The 19,554-nt window shown below is 26.4% G+C and carries 9 protein-coding genes; 7 read left to right on the plus strand and 2 right to left on the minus strand.

From position 1 onward, the window contains the following. Window positions 1–2 precede the first annotated feature (2 nt). The 5 genes from QEG99_RS01690 (at window position 3) to topA (ending at window position 14,843) form a co-directional block, all read left to right on the plus strand. Window positions 3–10,268 (plus strand): DUF1410 domain-containing protein, encoded by a 10,266-nt coding sequence (locus QEG99_RS01690; protein ID WP_280102281.1) that lies wholly within the window; start codon window positions 3–5, stop codon window positions 10,266–10,268. A gap of 234 nt (window positions 10,269–10,502) precedes the next feature. Continuing rightward, window positions 10,503–11,303 carry a 30S ribosomal protein S2 gene (rpsB, locus tag QEG99_RS01695; RefSeq protein ID WP_280102282.1) on the plus strand — a complete coding sequence of 267 codons (801 nt, stop codon included), beginning with the start codon at window positions 10,503–10,505 and terminating at the stop codon, window positions 11,301–11,303. Window positions 11,304–11,432: 129 nt separating this feature from the next. Continuing rightward, on the plus strand, window positions 11,433–12,341 hold the full coding sequence (tsf, locus tag QEG99_RS01700) for a translation elongation factor Ts (RefSeq protein ID WP_280102283.1): 909 nt from the start codon (window positions 11,433–11,435) through the stop codon (window positions 12,339–12,341). 55 nt (window positions 12,342–12,396) lie between these two features. After that, window positions 12,397–12,948, plus strand: coding sequence for a hypoxanthine phosphoribosyltransferase (hpt, locus tag QEG99_RS01705; RefSeq protein ID WP_280102284.1), 552 nt, complete (start codon window positions 12,397–12,399; stop codon window positions 12,946–12,948). 32 nt (window positions 12,949–12,980) lie between these two features. Beyond that, on the plus strand, window positions 12,981–14,843 hold the full coding sequence (gene topA, locus QEG99_RS01710; RefSeq protein ID WP_280102285.1) for a type I DNA topoisomerase: 1,863 nt from the start codon (window positions 12,981–12,983) through the stop codon (window positions 14,841–14,843). Window positions 14,844–15,057: 214 nt separating this feature from the next. Here the strand turns inward: topA and QEG99_RS01715 are convergent, their stop codons facing one another. Both QEG99_RS01715 and QEG99_RS01720 read right to left on the minus strand, forming a co-directional pair. Beyond that, window positions 15,058–15,555: a hypothetical protein gene (locus tag QEG99_RS01715; protein WP_280102286.1), complete on the minus strand. Its 498-nt coding sequence runs from the start codon at window positions 15,553–15,555 to the stop codon at window positions 15,058–15,060. Between the two features lie 253 nt (window positions 15,556–15,808). Beyond that, on the minus strand, window positions 15,809–16,348 hold the full coding sequence (locus tag QEG99_RS01720) for a hypothetical protein (protein ID WP_280102287.1): 540 nt from the start codon (window positions 16,346–16,348) through the stop codon (window positions 15,809–15,811). A gap of 518 nt (window positions 16,349–16,866) precedes the next feature. Here QEG99_RS01720 and glpO point away from each other — a divergent pair. Beyond that, complete coding sequence (gene glpO, locus QEG99_RS01725) at window positions 16,867–18,024, plus strand: type 2 glycerol-3-phosphate oxidase (RefSeq protein WP_280102288.1); 1,158 nt, start codon at window positions 16,867–16,869, stop codon at window positions 18,022–18,024. An 8-nt stretch (window positions 18,025–18,032) separates the two neighbouring features. Beyond that, a complete protein-coding gene (gene glpK / locus QEG99_RS01730) occupies window positions 18,033–19,553 on the plus strand; it encodes a glycerol kinase GlpK (protein WP_280102289.1) in 1,521 nt (506 codons plus the stop codon). Window position 19,554: the final 1 nt, after the last annotated feature.

Raw genomic sequence — 19,554 nt, forward strand, 5'->3', positions numbered from 1 at the left:
ATATGAAGAAAGCAAAAAATAAAAAAGGATTAATATTAGGAGCGACATTCGGTTCTGCATTAGGAACATCGCTCGGTTTAATTCCGCTTTTATTAAATAAGTTTGAAAAAAATGAATTAATTAAAGTGGAAGAGTTTCAAAGTACTAATATTTTTGAAAACGGAGCAACAATTGATTTTAAATTAGATTATAATTCAATGTCTAATGTTGCTCGTGAATCGCTTGAAAATAAACCCGATTTAAATATTAATATTTTAGAACATTTTTCAAATCGAATTTTTGATACTCAAACTGTTAAATATAATGCAAATAAAAAATCTTATTCAATTGATTTAAAAAATCTTGAAGCTGGTAAGATTTATACATTTCAAATTTTAGACTTAAAAAAGGTAAATTTCACCTTCGATATTCATAAAAACTCTTCTTTTATCATCACCAAACCAGAAGTAAATTCCATTAATTATGAATTTAATCAAAAACAAGCAAATCTTAAAATGACTTTTGCCGATGAAGAAATGGCATTAAAGGATCAAGAAGCCGAAGTTATTATTAAAAAAGTAGCTGATCAATCAGTGGAACATAAAGTTAAATCAACAATTAAATTAACAAGCGAATTAGATAAAGTGGCAAAAAAACAATCGGTAATTTCTTTAGATGCTACTTTTGATAATCTTGAAAGAAATGTCGATTATTTTGTCGATAAAATAATTGTTAACAATCGTTTAATTGACATAAATAAAAAGGTAAATAACGAATTTAGAACACCAATTATTCAAAGTACTTTAGAGAAAATGAATGTTTTAAATGTTAAAGAAACTTCATTAGATCTTGATTTTTACTTTGATAAAAAAGACCAAGACATTGAAAATAAATTTATCGATGTTTATTTTGCTGAAAGAGTTAAGAATTTAGATCAATCAATAAGTTATAAACAACCGCTTATGAAAAAAATTCAAATTGTTAAAGCAAAAGAATTATTAAATAATCAGGAAGTTGATGTATATAAAGCATCATTAAACTTAAATCAATTATCACCGGGAACTTCCTATGAAATTATTAATATGTACTCTCCTGATTTAGCAATTGCATCAGAAATTGTTCAAATTTCTATCGGCAGGGAAACTCCTGATAAATGAGCATTTTCAACTAAAGCGGTTGTTGAAAATATTTCTGTTAATACCGAGGCTGAAAAATCAGCATATATTGTAGTTAAATTAAAAGATGATTTAATGACAGAAAACAATAAAATTGCTTATTTAAAATATAAACCTGATAATGAAAGCGAAACTCAAGTTGCTTTTGCTGATATAGTAGGAAATTATGCAAGATTTAACTTGTTAAATTTAAAGGGGCTAGTTGATTATTCAATTACTGAAATTGGAACAGAAATAAATAATGAAAAAGTTCCATTTAAATATAAAGAAACTTTCCAAGAAAGTCAAAAGCACTTTATTCCAACTATTTCTAATGTTATTATCGATGATATTAATTATGATATAGAAAAAACAAGTGAAAATAGCACTTTAATTACTGTTGATTTTGCTAAATCACAAGATTTTTTAGTAAATCGAAAAGTGAGATTGAATTATTCTGAAGCTGGAACAAATGTTGAAAATATTGTTCCTGATAAGCAAAATGATGGAGTTGTTATCCAAAAAGAGGGTGAAAGAATTTTCGCTCAATTTACTGTTAATAATTTATCAGGAGGAACAATATATAATGTTAATGAAATAACATTAGATGATGATCCAAGTAAAAATATTGTTGAAAACAGTTTACAACTAAAATTCTCTTCTTTAATGGATGGAATTAAAAGAAGATTTATTACTAAAGCAACATTAAATGACATTTTTTATAAAGGTGATGATACTTCAGTTGATTTATCGCTAGTATTTAAAAATGGATATGATAATGATTTATCATTTGAAAATAAAACAGTAACAATTAAATATGTTGATGTTGAAGATCCAACTAATGAACTTAAAGTTGCAAGTTCAACTATTAAAAATAATTTTGCCACATTTAATTTAAGAGATTTAGTTCAAAGTAAAGTTTATGAAATTAAATCTGTAAGTGTAGAAAATCATCTTAATTCCAATAATGACAGTGAATTATTAACTGTTTCACCATTAATAACTGAAGAAAAAAGAAGATTTTTCACTACTGCTAATTTAGCATTAGTTAATAATATTTCTTTCACACCAATTTCGATTACACAAGCTAATTTAACTTTACAATTTGATAGTCAATCTAGTTTTGTTAATAATTCAACATTAATTTTAAAATATCGTAAATTAGGCTCATCAATTGTTTCAAACGATGTTAAAGAAGCGGTTATTAACGATCAATCAACAGTAAATTATAGTTTTGATAATTTAGAAATTGGTACAAAATATATTATTCATAGCTTAGAAATTAAAAGAAATGCTAATGATAATAGCGGTAAACCACTACCGAAAATCGACTATAATCCAACTACAATTCAAGAAATAAATAAAGTTTTTGCTACTAAAAACGGTATTAAAGCCATTGAATTTGATAATATTCAAGAGCGAGAAGCAAGAGTAATTGTTGCTTTAGCTGATGCATCAAATGAATTTACTAATAAACAATTAAAATTAACATATAAAACAACTAATGACACAGGTGAGCAAACACTTGAAAGTTCTTTAGTCGATAATATTAACAATAAAGCAATTTTTGATTTAACCAATTTAAATAAAGTAAGTAAATATGTAATTGAAAAAGTTGAAGTAATAGAAAATAGTGTTGCTTCAGCCCTTACTTTCAATCACTCAATTACCGAAGCAAATAAAACATTTTGAACTACTTTCGATACTGCCAATGTTTTAAATATTAATCAAGTGCAAAAAACCACTTCTAGTGCTAGTTTAGAAGTTACATTTAATGATTTAGATCAAGCGATGTTTAAACACAATTTCCCTTTAAAAATGAAATATCGTTTAAGAGGACAAGTTGATCCAGTTGATTTAGAAGTAGAAGCAGTTATTGATTCAACTTCTAAAAAATATACATTTAATTTAAATAATTTACAAGATGGTTCAACATATTATATAACTGGTTTTGATTTAAAAACTAAAGATAATGATACAATCGAATTAATTGACAATAAACCAATTACTGTTTATTTAACTAACTTAACTGAAGAGCAAAAAAGTTTTTCAACACTAGCGACTTTAGCTTCTTTAGAAATTGAAACTTTAGAAGAAGCATCAGCAACCATTTATGCTAGATTTAACGATTCACAAAGAGAAATAATAAATCAAGAATTAAAAATCGAATTACAAGAAGTTGATCAAAATAATAATCCAATTGGTAAAATTTATTCAACAAGTGCAAATTCCAATACTGGTTTATATGTATTTAACATTAAAGATTTACCTAAAGCTAAAAAAATGAAGGTTGTTAGTGTTAAAACTACTAACGATCAACCAATTGCTTGAGAAAATGATGTTGAAAAACGGAAAATATTAGATCAAAATTCCTTTTTCCAAACTCAAGCTAGTTCAGTAACAGTTAAAGAGCTTGTAATTAATAAGCAAAATGATAATGCTAATATAACATTAAAATTTGATGATAAAGATGCTTTTGTTAACGGACAAACAGTTGTATTAAAATATCGAAGTTTAGATTCAACTGAAATTAAAGAAATAAGACCCGGAGTTGTAATTAATAATAATCAAGCAACTGTAAATATTAATAATTTACTGCCTGGTAATCGTTATGAAATTATTGATTTTGAAATTGGTGATTATAAACCTGTATTAAATCAAACTTTAACTCAAAGAATATTTTACACTGACACAGTTGTAGATAATTATCAAATTTTTCAAACTTCAGATACTAGTGTTAAAGTTGTTGTATCATTAACTGATTTACCAAGAGTTAAAAATAACTATAATGCTAAATTATTTTATAAATTAGCTAATAGTAATAATGTAATAGAATCAGATGTTGCAACTATTAATAATGGACAAGTAGTATTTAATTTAACTAACTTAGTTAAATCAGGATCATATGTAATTGAAAATATTAAAATTCCTGATGATGCATCAGGAAATACATTTAATAATGTAATAACTGAAAAAACATCAGTTACTGCTCAAAGCAAGCAATTTACATTAGTTCCAACAACTGTTAGTGTGCAAACAATTACTACTAGTTCAACTAACAATAGTGCAACTGTTAAAATTACTTTACCAGAAAGTGATAGCTTTTTAGAAGGTCAACAAGTTGTTTTAAAATGAAGAAAACAAGGATCGAATGACATTCAGCAGACCACAGCTAATTATGTTGTAACAAATAACGGTCCAACAAAAGAAGTTTCTGCCACATTTAATTTAAATGGTCTTGAAGCAGGATCGGTTTATTCAATTAACGAAGTTGTTAGCACTTCAATCAACAAAACTGTATTTGATAATTCAATAAGCGACAATGATAAAAGAATTGTAACTAATCCTGAAATTTCGGCAATTTCACCATTTGCAGTTACTGAATTAAATTATAAAGTTAATGTTATTTTAAAAGATCCACTATCAGGATCTTCTGATCCTGATTCTTTTGATAATAAAGAACTAAAACTTTATTATTATGAAAAAACTAATGATCAACAAGTATTTAGCACTAGTGCCAGAGTTAATTTTTCAACTGTAGATTTTAATATTAATCAAAATCTAGTTAGAAATAAAACTTATGTAATTAGTAGAATTACTTATTTAAACGATCAAAATGTTGAAACTGATTTAGTATGAAATGATAGTTTAGGAACAACTAAAGAATTTACTGTCGTACCTAAAACTGCATCATTAAGTGAATTAGAATATTCTAATATTACTAATAATTCTGGAACAGTAAAATTAAAATTTTCTAAATCAGAAAATATTTTCTTAGTAGAAAATAATGTGCCAATGAAAATTGAATATCGTAGCAGCGATCATCAAAGTAATACTATTTCAGATCCAGCTAATGCCATTGTAGAAGGTAATTGAGTAACTTATACATATAATTTAAATAATTTAGGCCATGGGGCTAATATTAGAATTTTAAAAGAATTAATTGATAATATTATTGTTTATAATGCTTTAAGTGCTACAAATAATAAAGAATTTAATACCTTACCAACTGGACGAGCAATAAGAAATTATAAACACGAACTAGAGAAAAAATGAACAGTTGAAGTTGATTTAAAAGATTTAAAATCAACAACTGATCAACAATCATTAAAAATTTCTTATATTAAAGAAAATCAACCAAACACTGTTTTTACTTCCACTCCTTCAACTATAAATTTAAATAAAGCAATATTTGTTTTAAACGATTTAGAAGAATTTGTTGATTATAAAATTACTAGTTTAACACTAGTGAAAAATAATCAAGATGTTGCTCTAGAATGAGAAGATTCAGTTGATGATAATCAAAAAAGATTTAAAGTAATTCCTAAAAAATTAACAGTTAGTGAAATTTCTAATAAAGTTTCAACAACTAATCAGGTTAATTTTTCACTATATTTTGATCTAGAAAATAAAAATTATTTAGATTCTTATAATCAAATAACTTTAAATTATCGTTTAAAAGGACAAGAGAATATTTTAACTAAAGATGCAACTGTAACTTATGTGCAAAATGAAAATAAATTAAAAGCTGATTTTAGTTTTACAGTAAATCAAGATAATTTTACTCAAGGTTCATATGAAATTGCAACCGTTACTTTTAAAAATGATAATTTCAATTCCTCTAATGTTAATCCTAATAACCCTTATAATGTAAGAATTTATTTAAGTGATACAATCGCAATTGCTGATAAATACTTTTCAACAGTTCCTGATGTTAAATCAATTGAAACTACTAGCGAAGATCAAAGTGCTCAAGTAGTAGTAAAAATTAGCGACATTTCCCAAACATATCTTGGACTAGAAACTAAAATCGTTTATACAGTTGATGGATCGGATGTTGAAATTACTAGTGATCCAGTTAATATGACAATTGCTAAAAATCCTGAAGATTCAGAAGCAATTATCTATTTAAATAATTTAGAAAAAGCACAAACTTATAAAATCAAAAAAGTTTTATTAAATAATAACCAAATGCCTTTTGATGCTCAAGTAACTCAAGAGCAAAAAACATTTAGTACTACATACAAAAATGCAACAGTTACATCCAAAACATTAAATACTACATTAGAAGCGGAAAGTGCAACTGTTACTTTAGGCTTTGATGCAGTAGATAAGTTTATGGCAGGAGCTTCGACAGTTACCCCTAATGTAAGTGCAAAGCAGTTATATTTAACTTATTCATCTAATACCACTGGTGCTTTATTTAAAAGTCAAGCAGCAACTGTGCAAAATGTTAATAATAACTATCAAGTTACTTTTAATTTAACTGATTTAAAAGCAGGAGATATTTATTCAATTGTTAGTTTAACTGAAAGTGAAAGTGGAATAATTGCTGATAACCATGTAAAAGTTAAATTCAAAGAAAATTTAGATTTAACTTTTAAAACCAAAGCAGCTTTAGGAACAGTTATTGCTGATACTTCAATTGAAAAAACTGCTAGTTTAAACATTGAATTAATTGATAAAAACAATACTATTAATGCAAATGAACAAGGAATTTTAACTTATAAAAAGGTTAATGATGCAACCTTATTAACCCATTCCTTTGTGTATAATAATAATAATAATAATAATAAGGGCTTTACTGTCGATTTAGACAATTTATTAAAAAATACAGAATATGAAATAGTTTCTGTTTCATTTAATAATCAAACATACAATTTTACTAGTGAAAATGATGATGAAACTAATAAAAGATTTAGAACAAGTTTCCAAACTGCTGATGTAACAATAACATCAAATGTTGATGCACAAGCAACAACAGGACAATTTACTTTAAATTTTGGACAGTATGATGATTTTTTAAATGATGGATGAAATGTAAATATTAAATATACAACAAAAAATACAATTAGCGAAATTGTTTCATATCCAAATGCTAAAACAATTTCTAATAAACAAGCTGTATTTGATGTTTCTAATTTAAAAGGGGGAGAAAGTTATAAAATAACTGAAGTAATTTTTACTAAAGCAAATGAAAATAATTATATTTCAGCTGTTTTATTAAATAACGATCAACCAGCAGCACTAGTTAATACTCAAGCAGCTGTTTCTAGAATTTCTACCATTTCTAATGAACATGTTATTACTAATCCATATGATGTTCAAAATGGAAATAACTCTCGTGCAACTATGGAAGTAAATTTTGATAATACAAACTTAAATTTAACAGATAATGAACAATTAAGAGTTTCAGTTATTACAACTGATCAAATTGTTTCTTTAGGTTATTTACATGCAACTACAGCAACTGCAAATGTTGTTGTCGATAATAATAACAATAGTTCCAAAATTATTTTCAATTTTGCTGATTTATATCCAGGATTTAAATATCGAATTCAATGAATTAGAAGAACTTCAAATAATAGTAATATTAACTTTAATCAAGATGTGCAATCTGATAATAATCAAATGGAATTTAATGCCTTTATTGAAAAAACATATTTAAGAGAAACTGAAAATATTAGTTATTCTAATATTAGTGCCAGTTCAGCAACAGTTACTGTTCCATTTAATGATGAATTTATTCGTCATAATCAGCGTGCTTGAATTATTTATAGTCCAAAAGATGGTTCTGGAAGAATTTTTAAAAGTGAAATTTCTAATGTTCAATATAATGATAAAAATGCTATTTTCACTTTAAATAATTTAGAAGGCGGAATGCAATATGAAATTATTGGAATAACTGTATTACCTGCCTTTGTAAGTGTTGAACCAAGCCATTTACAACAAAAAAATAACAGTTTCTATACTAAAGCTCAAGTAGCAACAATTACTAATACGCCAGTTAGTGAAAATCACCATAAAGTTACTGTTAGTTTCGTTGATATGGGTAATTATTTAAATAATAGACGTGTAAAAATTAGAGTTGTTGAAAAAAATAAAGCTAATCCTTTAGCACACGAAGTTACTCAAATAAAAACAAACGATGCAAAAGTTGAATTTAATATTACTGGTTTACAAAAAAATACCGAATATGAAATTCAAGCATTGACCGATGCTGATAGTAATGAGCAAATCGCCTTTTCTCATTTATTTGATCAAGGTCAAAAATATGAAACAAGTAAAAGTTTTAGAACTAAAATTAGCAATATTGATTTAACTTATATTCAACAAGTATATGATGGTAATCAAGATACTGGAGATTTAGGTTATAACTATCAAGATGATTATTTAATTTCAAGGGTAAAATTCAGCGCAAATCCTGAAATTAATGACATTTTAGTAGGTAAAACTTTAAATTTAGTTTATCAAGAGTTAGATTATACTTCAGTTCCTACTGGAGAATTAAAAACTTCGGCAGTTAATATTAAAATCGACGAGCAAAATAAACATAATTTTGAGTTTATTTTAGGTAGATATGAAAATTTAAAGCCAGGAACAAATTATCGAATTATTGCTGTTAAAGATTTATCAGAAGCATATGAAAGAGTTACATTCAACTTAACGGGAAATAATCAGTTTTCAACTTTAAGAAAACAACCAACAATTTCCACTATTAGTCCATTAAAATCTGAAAAATTAACAACTAACGAATTAACAGTTGATGGTACTAACAATGAATATGCATATATTAATAAATTTAGATTTACATTTAACGATCCAAAAAATTCTTTACATTGAGCAACAATAAGTAATTGAAATGTTTCTATTAATTGAAAACAAAAACAATTTGATGCTCAAGGAACTGAAACAATTGTGAGTCAAGGTACAATTGATTCTAGAGCAATAAGATTAAAACAAGAAAAACCAGGAAGCAACGATCCGAATTTAATTGTTGAATTTGCAACTAGAGATATTAAAGAATATATTGGAAAAGAATTTTCATTTAGTTTTTCTAATATTACATATATGGAAAAAACTGATAATACTGTAGCAAAACAATTTAGCGTTTCGGTTGATGAAAAAGGTAATGAGTTAAATAGTTTATTAAAAGCACAATTAATTGTTGATGAAATTTCTTATCCAAGATATAGTGGAAATAATTGATTAGGTATAGCGCTAAGAGTTTATGATCCGATGAGAGTCCTTGCTGATACACCAATTAATAACGGTCCATTTAATTCAGCAAATACTTGAGATCGAACTAACAGTCCATATCCAACTCACTTTACCTTCCAAACAATTGAAGCATTTGGAAGCGATAATTTCAAAAAAAATAGTAATGGAACTAAAATCGGAGATAATTCTGATGGTGCATTTGTTGGTGAATATTGAGATAAAAGACATCAAAAAACATTATCTAACTTCTATTTAAAACAAGACCATTCCTTTTTTCAAAACGGCAGAATTTGAAGGGAATTAAATCCATCAGTTGATAGAATTTCTGTAAAAAGAGAAACTTCTGATCAAAATTATGTTAATTTTTCAATCTTTTTTAGATTTGATGATTCAGCAGTAATGAATAATAACAATTTAGCAGGAAGATTATTGAGAATTAATCCTGATGAATTTTCAGCCTTAATAATGCAAATTCCAACTCACAATTCTAATTCGAATATATCCGATACAAGTGATGGTATTACTTTATTAGCTGATAAATTAAGAGATCAAAATTATATGTATGTTAACCCAACTCATCCAACTTTAGACGGAATTACAGGAAATAGTAATACTGTTTCAGGTAGAGGTGTTTCGTTAAATGCGATTAAGGGTGTTGTATCCAGCAAAGATGGTAAAATAAATGTTATAGAAAGACCCGGATCACTTAATAATCACACTGATAGAAATAATGATTATTTTAGAATAGTAAAAACATCTTTCGATCCAAATACTAATCAATTTACTGTAAATTATGGAACCCAACAATCAAGTGTTAATAATGGAACCGGTTCTTATTGACATTATGTTTATGCAGTGTTTATTGATCAAAGTACTGGTACATTATATTTTGCAGGAGATAAAAACGGAGATGGTGTTCAAATTTATGGAAATACAAATACATTCTATTTAAAACCATCAACATTAAATATTAAAGACGATGAAGAAATTCCGGTTGGAAAAACCGTAAGATTTATCGGTTTATGATCTCAAGCATTCGATTTTAACAATAAAGTATTCCCTGTTTTAGTTGATGAAAGAAATTATGATGATGTTATGATAAAAATAACACCAATTAAAAATATCACTCCATAATTACAATATTTAATAATTTAAGTAGAAATTTTGCGATTTCTACTTTTTTATTAAATTTTAATTACAAAATTATTAATTAAATAAGAATATTTGTTATTTAAAATAAAAATGATACAATTTATATATAAATTTTATAAAAAGCACTATAGTGAATTCAATTGGGTGTGCCTGAGAAGGGTGCTGATTGTTAGAAACTATAGGAAGAATAACAAATACAAAATAAAAAGGAAAAACATGACAGAAAAAAACGAAGAATTATTAGCAAAAGAAACTAGTTCAGCAGAAAAAGAAATAGTTTCTAAGCAAAAATTATTAGAAGCAGGTACATATTTTGGACATAAAGCTTCTCAATGAAACCCAAAAATGAAACCATATATTCATACAAAAAAAATGGGTACACATATTATTGACATTTTAAAAACTCAAAAAGCATTAGAATTTGCTTATAAATTAATTCAAAAATTTGCTTCTAAAGGAGCATCATTTATTTTTGTTGGTACAAAAAGACAAGCTAAAAAAGTTATTGAAGAACAAGCTTTAAGAACGAATTCAGTTTTTGTTTCAGAAAGATGATTAGGTGGAACATTAACAAATAGTAGAACAATTTTCTCTAGAGTTAGAGAAATGCAAGATTTAGAAAAATTAGCTGAAACTAATTTTGAAGGTTATACAAAAAAAGAAGGTGTTTTAAAAACTAAAGAACTAGAAAAATTACATAAAAATTTAAATGGTATTAGAAATATGAAACAACTTCCGCAAGTTATGATTATTGCTGATCCTAAAGCTGATATTATCGCGGTTAAAGAAGCTCGTAAAAAAGGAATTAAAGTTATTGGTATTATTGATACAGATGTTGATCCAACATTAGTTGATTTTGGAATTCCTGCAAACGACGATTCTGTTAAATCATTAACATTAATTATAACAATTTTAGCTGACGCTATTGTTACAGCTAAAAACGGAAAAGCACAATTTGCTTATCAAGAAGATGCTAAAGTTGTTTTACCTGAAGATCCTGAAAAAGAGAAAAAATAATTTTCAAATCAATCAAAAAGAAATTTTTATAACTCAAACAGAGACAACAATAAAAATAAAGTAAATAAAGAAGCAAAAGAAGTAAAAGAAAAAGTAAAAGAAACAAAAGAAAGTAAATAAGGAGTAATTATGCAAAAACCAAATACAATGGCTTTAATTAAAGAATTAAGAGAAAGAACAGATGCTCCAATGGTCGACTGTAAAAAAGCTCTTGAATCTTCTGATTGAAATGTTGAAAAAGCGATTGCTTGATTACAAGAAAATGGAAAAGCAAAAGCAGCTAAAAAAGCTGGAAGAATCGCTGCTGAAGGATTAGTATCAGCTGTTGCCGACGAAAAAGGAGCTGTAATTTTCGAGGTTAATTCAGAAACTGATTTTGTTGCCCAAAATAATCAATTTGTTGAATTAGTAAATAAAATTGGAAAAATTTTATTAGTAAATGATTTTACTACAAACGAACAAGCACTTGCATTAAAAGATGAAAATGGTAAAACAATTGAAGAACTCACAGTAGATGCAACTGCAACAATTGGGGAAAAAATCGCATTTAGAAGAGTTAAAAAAGTTAGTTTATCAGATAATCAAAGTGTTGGTGCATATGTTCATACAAACGGAAGAGTGGCATCATTAGTTTTAGTTGAAGGAAAAGATGCGGAAACTGCAAGAAATGTTTCAATGCATGTTGCTGCTATGAATCCTGAATATGCTTTAGTTTCGCAAGTATCAGAACAAGAATTAACTAAATTAACTAGCGAAATTAAATCTGAAATTGAAAACGATCCAAAAAATGCTTCCAAACCAGAAAAAATTAAAGAAATGATGGTTAAAGGAAGAGTTGAAAAAGAACTTGCTAAAAATGTTTTAGAATTACAAGAATTTGTAATGGATTCAGCATTTAAAGTTAGTGAATATTTAAAATCTAAAAAATTAGCTTTAATTGATGCAGTTCGTTTTGAGGTTGGTGAAGGAATTACTAAAGAAGAAAGCGATTTTGCAGCTGAAGTTGCTGCACAAGTGGCTTCTGCAACAAAAAAATAAATAAAATAAAAAAATTAGGACAGTTTCCTAATTTTTGTTTAATTTAGGAGGAAAAATGGAACAAGATAAAAGAATAACTAAAATTTTATATGATAGAGCATATATTGAAAAAGTAATTTATGAACTTGCTCAGTGAGTTAATGAAACTTATAAAAATTCAAATGATTTGGTAATAGTAGGACTTTTAAAAGGTTCTATTCCTTTTTTAGCTCAGTTAATAAAAGATGTAAAGGTAGATCATATTATTGATTTTATGACACTTTCATCGTATGATGGAATGCAAGAATCTTCTGGATCAGTTAAAGTAATAATGGATTTAGCATATGATATTTATAATAAAGATGTATTAATAATTGAAGATATAATCGATTCGGGTATTACAATTGAAAAAGTTGTCAATTTATTAAATGCTAAAAAACCTAAAAGTTTAAAAACATTGACTTTGTTAAATAAACAAAGTGGTAGAAAAAATAATTTTAATGCCGATAAATACGGAATTGATGTACCTGATGAATTTTTAGTTGGCTTTGGATTAGATGTAAAAGAAAAACTGAGAAATTTACCATATATCGGAATTTTTAACAAAAAAGAATTTAATGATTTATAAAATTTAGTTAATTTTTGTATAATTTATAGCATATGAAAAAATTAGTTATAGTCGAATCGCCTAATAAAATTGAAAGTATAAAAAAATATTTAGGTGAAAACTATGATGTTTTAGCATCTGTGGGACACATAGTTGAGTTAAGAACAAGTGGCGAATATGGTTTTGGTATTGATTTAGAAAATTGAGAACCTTTATATAAAGAAGATCCTTCCAAAAAGAGAATTATCAAAGAATTAAAAGATGCATCCAAAGAAGCAGATGAAATTTATATTGCAACTGACCCCGACCGTGAAGGTGAGGCGATCGGAGCTAATTTAGTTGATATTTTAAAAATTAATGATAAATATAAAAGAATTAAATACAATGAAATTACTGAAGAAGCAATTAAAAATGCAATTTCTAAACCTTTAAAAATTGATGATAATTTAGTAAATGCACAAAAATCTCGAAGAATGTTAGATCGAATTATCGGATTTAGACTTTCTAATTTGTTAAATTCTAAAATAGTTAACTCCCCTGTGCAACCTTCTGCAGGAAGAGTACAATCTGTTGCTTTAAAGTTAGTGATCGATCGTGAAACAGAAATTGAAAATTTTATTCCAGTTCAATATTTTACAATCGAAGCGCTTTCAAAAGATAAATTAATATTTAATTATTTTAATAAAGATAAAAAGTTTCATAATAATTCTGAATGAGTAAGTCCAGAAGATATTGATAAAATAATGAGCGAATTAAAAGGCGATCTAGTTGTTGATGATGTTAAAACGACAACAAAAGCAGATCCAAAAATTGAGCCATTAAAACAATCAGTTTTATTTAAAAAATCTGGATTAGCAGCTTCTAGTGTCCAAAGTGTTTTACAAAAACTATATGAAGGTTTTGGCGATCAAGGACTAATTTCATATCCAAGAACCGATTCAACTAGATTAAGTGAAACTTTTATTAAACAAGCACAAAAATATATAAAATCAAAATACGGTGAAAAATATTTATCAACAACAATTAAAGGAATTGCTGGTGATCAAGATGCTCACGAAGCTATTAGACCTACTGATTGTAATTTAACTCCTGCAATGGCTGAAGCAAAATATAATTTATCAGCAATAGAATCAAAAATTTATTCTATTATTTATTACACCACTTTACAAGCAATTATGGCTGTGCCAATCAGAAAAATTTTAAGATATGAATGTAATAATAACAATCATAAATTTAAATTAACTGGATCGACAATTGTTTTTGATGGTTATCATATTTTAACTGGTTATGAAAATGAAAAAGAGTTACCAGTTTACCAAAAAGGTGATTTAATTTCTATAGAAAAATATAATTCATATGCAAAAGAAACTCAACCTCCAAGTAGATATAATGAAGGTAGTTTAATTGAAGCATTAGATGAAATTAAAGTAGGAAGACCTTCAACATTTGCATCCACTGTTAATATTATAAAAGACAGATTTTATGTTGAAACTATTAATAAAGCTCTAAAACCAACTGAATTTGGAAAAATAGTTTTAAATAAATTACTTGAGGCAACTCCTAAAATTATTAATGAAAAATACACTGCTTCCACAGAGGAAAAATTAGATTTAATAGCAGATGGAAAAGCTAATTATAAACAAATTATGGAAGATTTTTGAATGAATTTTCAAAATTCAGTAAATGAATCAGCAGAAAATTTATCAAAAACAGCTTTAGAATTAGAACAAGTAAATGAAGATTGTCCTTTTAATAATGCACCACTTGTTTATCGTTATAATAAAAAAACAGGACAAAGATTTATTGGTTGTTCTTCATTTCCTGAATGTCGTTATATGAAAGAAGATCCGGAATTGAAATATTTTGGCAATAAAAAAGTATATAAACCTAAACAAAAAAGTAAGGAAAATGAATAGTATAAAATTATTAGCATATTAATTAATGCTATTTTTTTTAAAAAAATAAAACTTATTTTAAAATTTTTAGTAATATTTTATGTATTTAAAATTTAATAATTAGTATGAATTTATCATAACATTTAAAAAAATGACTGATAAAAAATGCCAGTCATTTTTTATTTCCCTATAAAATAAGCGTTTATTTTATAAAAATCAATGTATTAATTTTAAATTACTTTTTATCTTTATATTTTTTAATATCATCTTTGTGGAAAGATTTTAACATTTTAATGTCTTCTTTAATTTCTTTGATATCCTGACTGTGTTCTTGCAAAATTTTACTATGCTCTGCTTGAACGATTTTAATCTCCTTAATGTCTTGACTATGTTCTGCTAAAACAACTTTGATTTCTTTAATATCTTGGTTGTGTTCTTGCAAAATTTTACTATGCTCTGCTTGAACAATCTTGATTTCTTTAATATCTGCAGAATTTTCGTTAGTTTGTTTTTGCACATCTAAAAGTACATTTTGCATATTAAGAACTAAGTTATATAAAGATTTAAGTGTGATTTTTTTCTCGTTAGTTTCTTGCATTTTTAATTTTTCTCCTTCCATTATAATTCTACACTTTTTTTCGTCTTTAAAATCGATTTTACATTGATGTTTTTCATATTGCTTAATTATTTTTGTTGCTTCTTTTAATGAAACTAAAGTTTTATTATTTTTCATACAAACCTCCACATATAATGTCATTTTTTTGCCATTTATGTTAAAAAATGGAAAAATTTTGGAAAAACAGGCGATTTTTCCTAAAAAAATTATCATTAAATGCAGAAAATATTAATTATTTTTACATTAAAATCAATTTTAATTCGCTATGAAATTTAAGAAAAATTGACTGAAGAAAAACTATCAGTCAATTTATTTTTATTTTGCTATAAAAAAGCATTTATTTTATAAAAATCAATGTATCAATTTTAAATTACTTTTTATCTTTATATTTTTTAATATCGTCTTCGTGGAAAGATTTTAACATTTTAATGTCTTCTTTAATTTCTTTGATATCCTGGCTGTGTTCTGCTTGAACAGCTTTAATTTCTTTAATATCTTGGCTATGTTCTTGCAAAATTCTACTGTGTTCTGCTAAAACAACTTTGATTTCTTTAATATCTTGGCTGTGTTGTGCTTGAATAACTTTTATTTCCTTGATATCTTGGCTGTGTTCTTGCAAAATTTTACTATGCTCTGCTTGAACAACCTTAATTTCTTTAATATCAGCAGAATTTTCATTAGTTTGTTTTTGAACATCCAAAAGCACATTTTGCATATTAAGAACTAAATTATATAAAGATTTAAGTGTGATTTTTTTCTCGTTAGTATCTTGTGCTTTCAATTTTTCTCCTTCCATTATAATTCTACACTTTTTTTCATCTTTAAAATCGATTTTACATTGATGTTTTTCATATTGTTTAATAATTTTAGTTGCTTCTTTTAATGAAACTAAAGTTTTATTATTTTTCATACAAACCTCCACATATAATGTCAATTTTTTGCCACTTTTGTTAAAAAATGGAAAAATTTGGGAAAAACAGGCGATTTTTCCTAAAAAAATTATCATTAAATGCAGAAAATATTAATTATTTTTACATTAAAATCAATTTCAATTGGTTATGAAATTTAAGAAAATTGACTAACGAAAATTTATGATAAATTTTTCTATTCTATTATAAAATAGGATTTTTTTATTTAAAATGTTAAAAACGAAAACTGTTTCATCAAAATCATTTATTTAAATAAAAAATGTAAAATTATTTATATTTTAGTTAATTTATTAAACTTAAACTTATAAAGAGAACTATATAAAATTTACTAAATGAACTAATTTGAACTACTTTTAACGAAAAATAGTTCAAATCATTCATAATAAAAAGAATAAATTGAACCATTTTAATGGCAATTTATTCAAATTTCATTTTTTTTACTTGTTTTTTTTTTTTTTTTGTTCGTAGAATTTACTTATAAATAAAATTTAGGAGGAAGATGCAGAAACATAAATACGATATAGTAATTATTGGTGGAGGAATTATCGGAGCTTCCATCGCCTATGAATTATCACAATATAAATTAAAAACACTTTTATTAGAAAAAAATCCCGTGTATGCTGATGAAACTTCAAAGGGAAATTCAGGGGCAATTCACGGAGGATTTGATCCAGATCCTGGTAAAATCGAAGCGAAATTAAATGTTTTAGGTAATCAACTTTGAAGAGAAAAAATTTTTCAAGATTTAGATTTTCCTAAAGCACAAGTTGATTCGTTGATTTTAGCATTTAACGAAAAAGAAATGGAACATGTTCATATGCTTTATGAAAGAGGGTTGACTAATAAAGTTCCAAAAGAGTTTTTAAAAATTATTTCAAAGGAAGAAGTTTTAAAAAGAGAGCCCAATGTTAATCCTAATGTTGTTGGAGCTTTATTATGTACAAGTTCATGAGCGATTGAACCGGTTCGAGCAACTTATGCATTTTTAGGAGCAAGTGAGCAAAATGGTGTAGAGCTAAAAAATAATAGTGAAGTAACTGATATTAAATACGAAAAAAATGAATTTACAATTACATTAAAATCAAATGAAAAAATTCAAGCAAATGTAGTAATTAATGCAGCAGGTCATTATGCAGATGTTTTAGCAGAAAAAGCTGGATATGGTGATTTTAAACAAACAACTAGACGTGGAGAGTATCGAATTTTATCAAGATCAGAAGCTGGAATTGTAAATTCTATTTGTTTTAAAGTTCCCACTATTCATGGAAAAGGTGTAATTGTTGCACCAATGCTTGACGGTCGTGTTTTAGTTGGCCCAACCGCTCAAGAAAATGTTGCTAAAGAAGATACTAGATTAGTGACAAAAGAAAAATTTGATTTAATCGGTGAAATTGGAAAAGAAATTATTCCATCAATTAGATTGGAAAAAACTGAAATTACTTTAGCAGGTTCTCGTCCAATTGATATAGAAACAAATGATTTTGTTATTAGATCAGCAAAAGAAAATGTTAAATTCATTAATGCAGCAGGAATGCAATCACCAGCACTGGCATCAGCACCAGCAATTGCGATTGAAATTGCAAAATTGGTAGAAAAAGCTGGATTAAAATTAGAAAAAAATCCAAATTACAATGCAAAATACAAAGTTAGATTTTAAGGAGTGAAATGAAAGATAAATACATTATTACACTTGATTCAGGAACAACTTCTTGTCGTTCTTTAGTAGTTGATCACGGCGGAAATATTGTTGCAAGCAGTCAAACAGAATTTACACAATATTTCCCTAATTCAGGTTGAGTTGAGCACGATCCATTAGAAATTTGAAATACTCAACTTTCAACAATGCAAAGCGCAAAACATAAAGCTAAAATTAAATCAACTGATATTGTAGGTTTAGGAATTACAAACCAAAGGGAAACAGTTGTTTTATGAGATAAAGAAACTGGACTACCAGTTTATAATGCAATTGTTTGACAAGATCGTAGAACTTCTGAATATTGTGAAACTTTAACATCTCAATCTGGTTTAGCAGAAAAAATTGCTGATAAAACAGGATTGATTATTAATCCATATTTTAGTGGAACAAAAATTAGATGAATTTTAAAAAATGTTCCAGAAGCACAGCAAAAATTAAAAGAACATAAATTACTAGCAGGAACTATTGATACTTGATTAATGTGAAAATTAACTGATGGTAAAGTTCATGCTACCGATGTTTCAAATGCTTCAAGAACTCTTTTATATAATATTCACACTTTAGATTGAGATCAAGAAATTTTAGATTTATTAGAAATTCCAAGAGAAATACTTCCAGAAGTTAAAGCATCTTCTGAACATTATGGATATGTAAGTCCTCATTATTGATCAAATAAAGCTGTTGGTAAAGTTCCAATTACAGGAGTAGCAGGTGATCAACAATCAGCATTATTTGGACAATTGTGTACTGAAGTTGGGATGGTTAAAAATACATATGGAACTGGATGTTTTACTTTAGTTAATACAGGAACAACAGCAGTAAAAAGTAAAAATAAACTATTAACAACAATTGCTTGAAAATTAGGTAAAGAAAAAGTTGTTTATGCATTAGAAGGATCAGTTTTTGTTGCTGGAGCTGCATTACAATGATTAAGAGATTCAATAAGAATTTTATATAATGCAGCTGAATCAGATTTTTTCGCTTCATTAGTAAAAGATGATCAAAGAGTTTATGTGGTTCCTTCATTTACAGGATTAGGAGCACCATATTGAGATTCATATTCTAGGGGAGCAATTTTTGGACTTGAAAGAGGTACTAAAAGAGAACATTTAATTAAAGCAACATTAGATTCAATTGCTTATCAATCTAATGATTTAATTAAAGCGATGGAAAAAGATTTAGAAAAACCAATTATTTTATTAAAAGTAGATGGTGGTGCATCAAATTCAAATTATTTAATGCAATTTCAATCGTCAATTTCTAATTTAAAAGTTGAAAGACCATCAAATATTGAAACTACTGCACTAGGTGCTTCATATTTAGCAGGATTAGCTGTAGGATATTGAAAAGATGTTGAAGAACTTAAAAAAATTAATAGTAGCAATAAAGTATTTGAACCACAATTATCACAAGCTGAAATTGATAAATTAATTAAAGGATGAAACACTGCTGTTAAAAAAACTTTAAATTGAACTAAAGATATTGAATAGG

The sequence above is a fragment of the Mesomycoplasma lagogenitalium genome (assembly GCF_029854295.1).
Taxonomy (GTDB): domain Bacteria; phylum Bacillota_I; class Bacilli_A; order Mycoplasmatales; family Metamycoplasmataceae; genus Mesomycoplasma_A; species Mesomycoplasma_A lagogenitalium.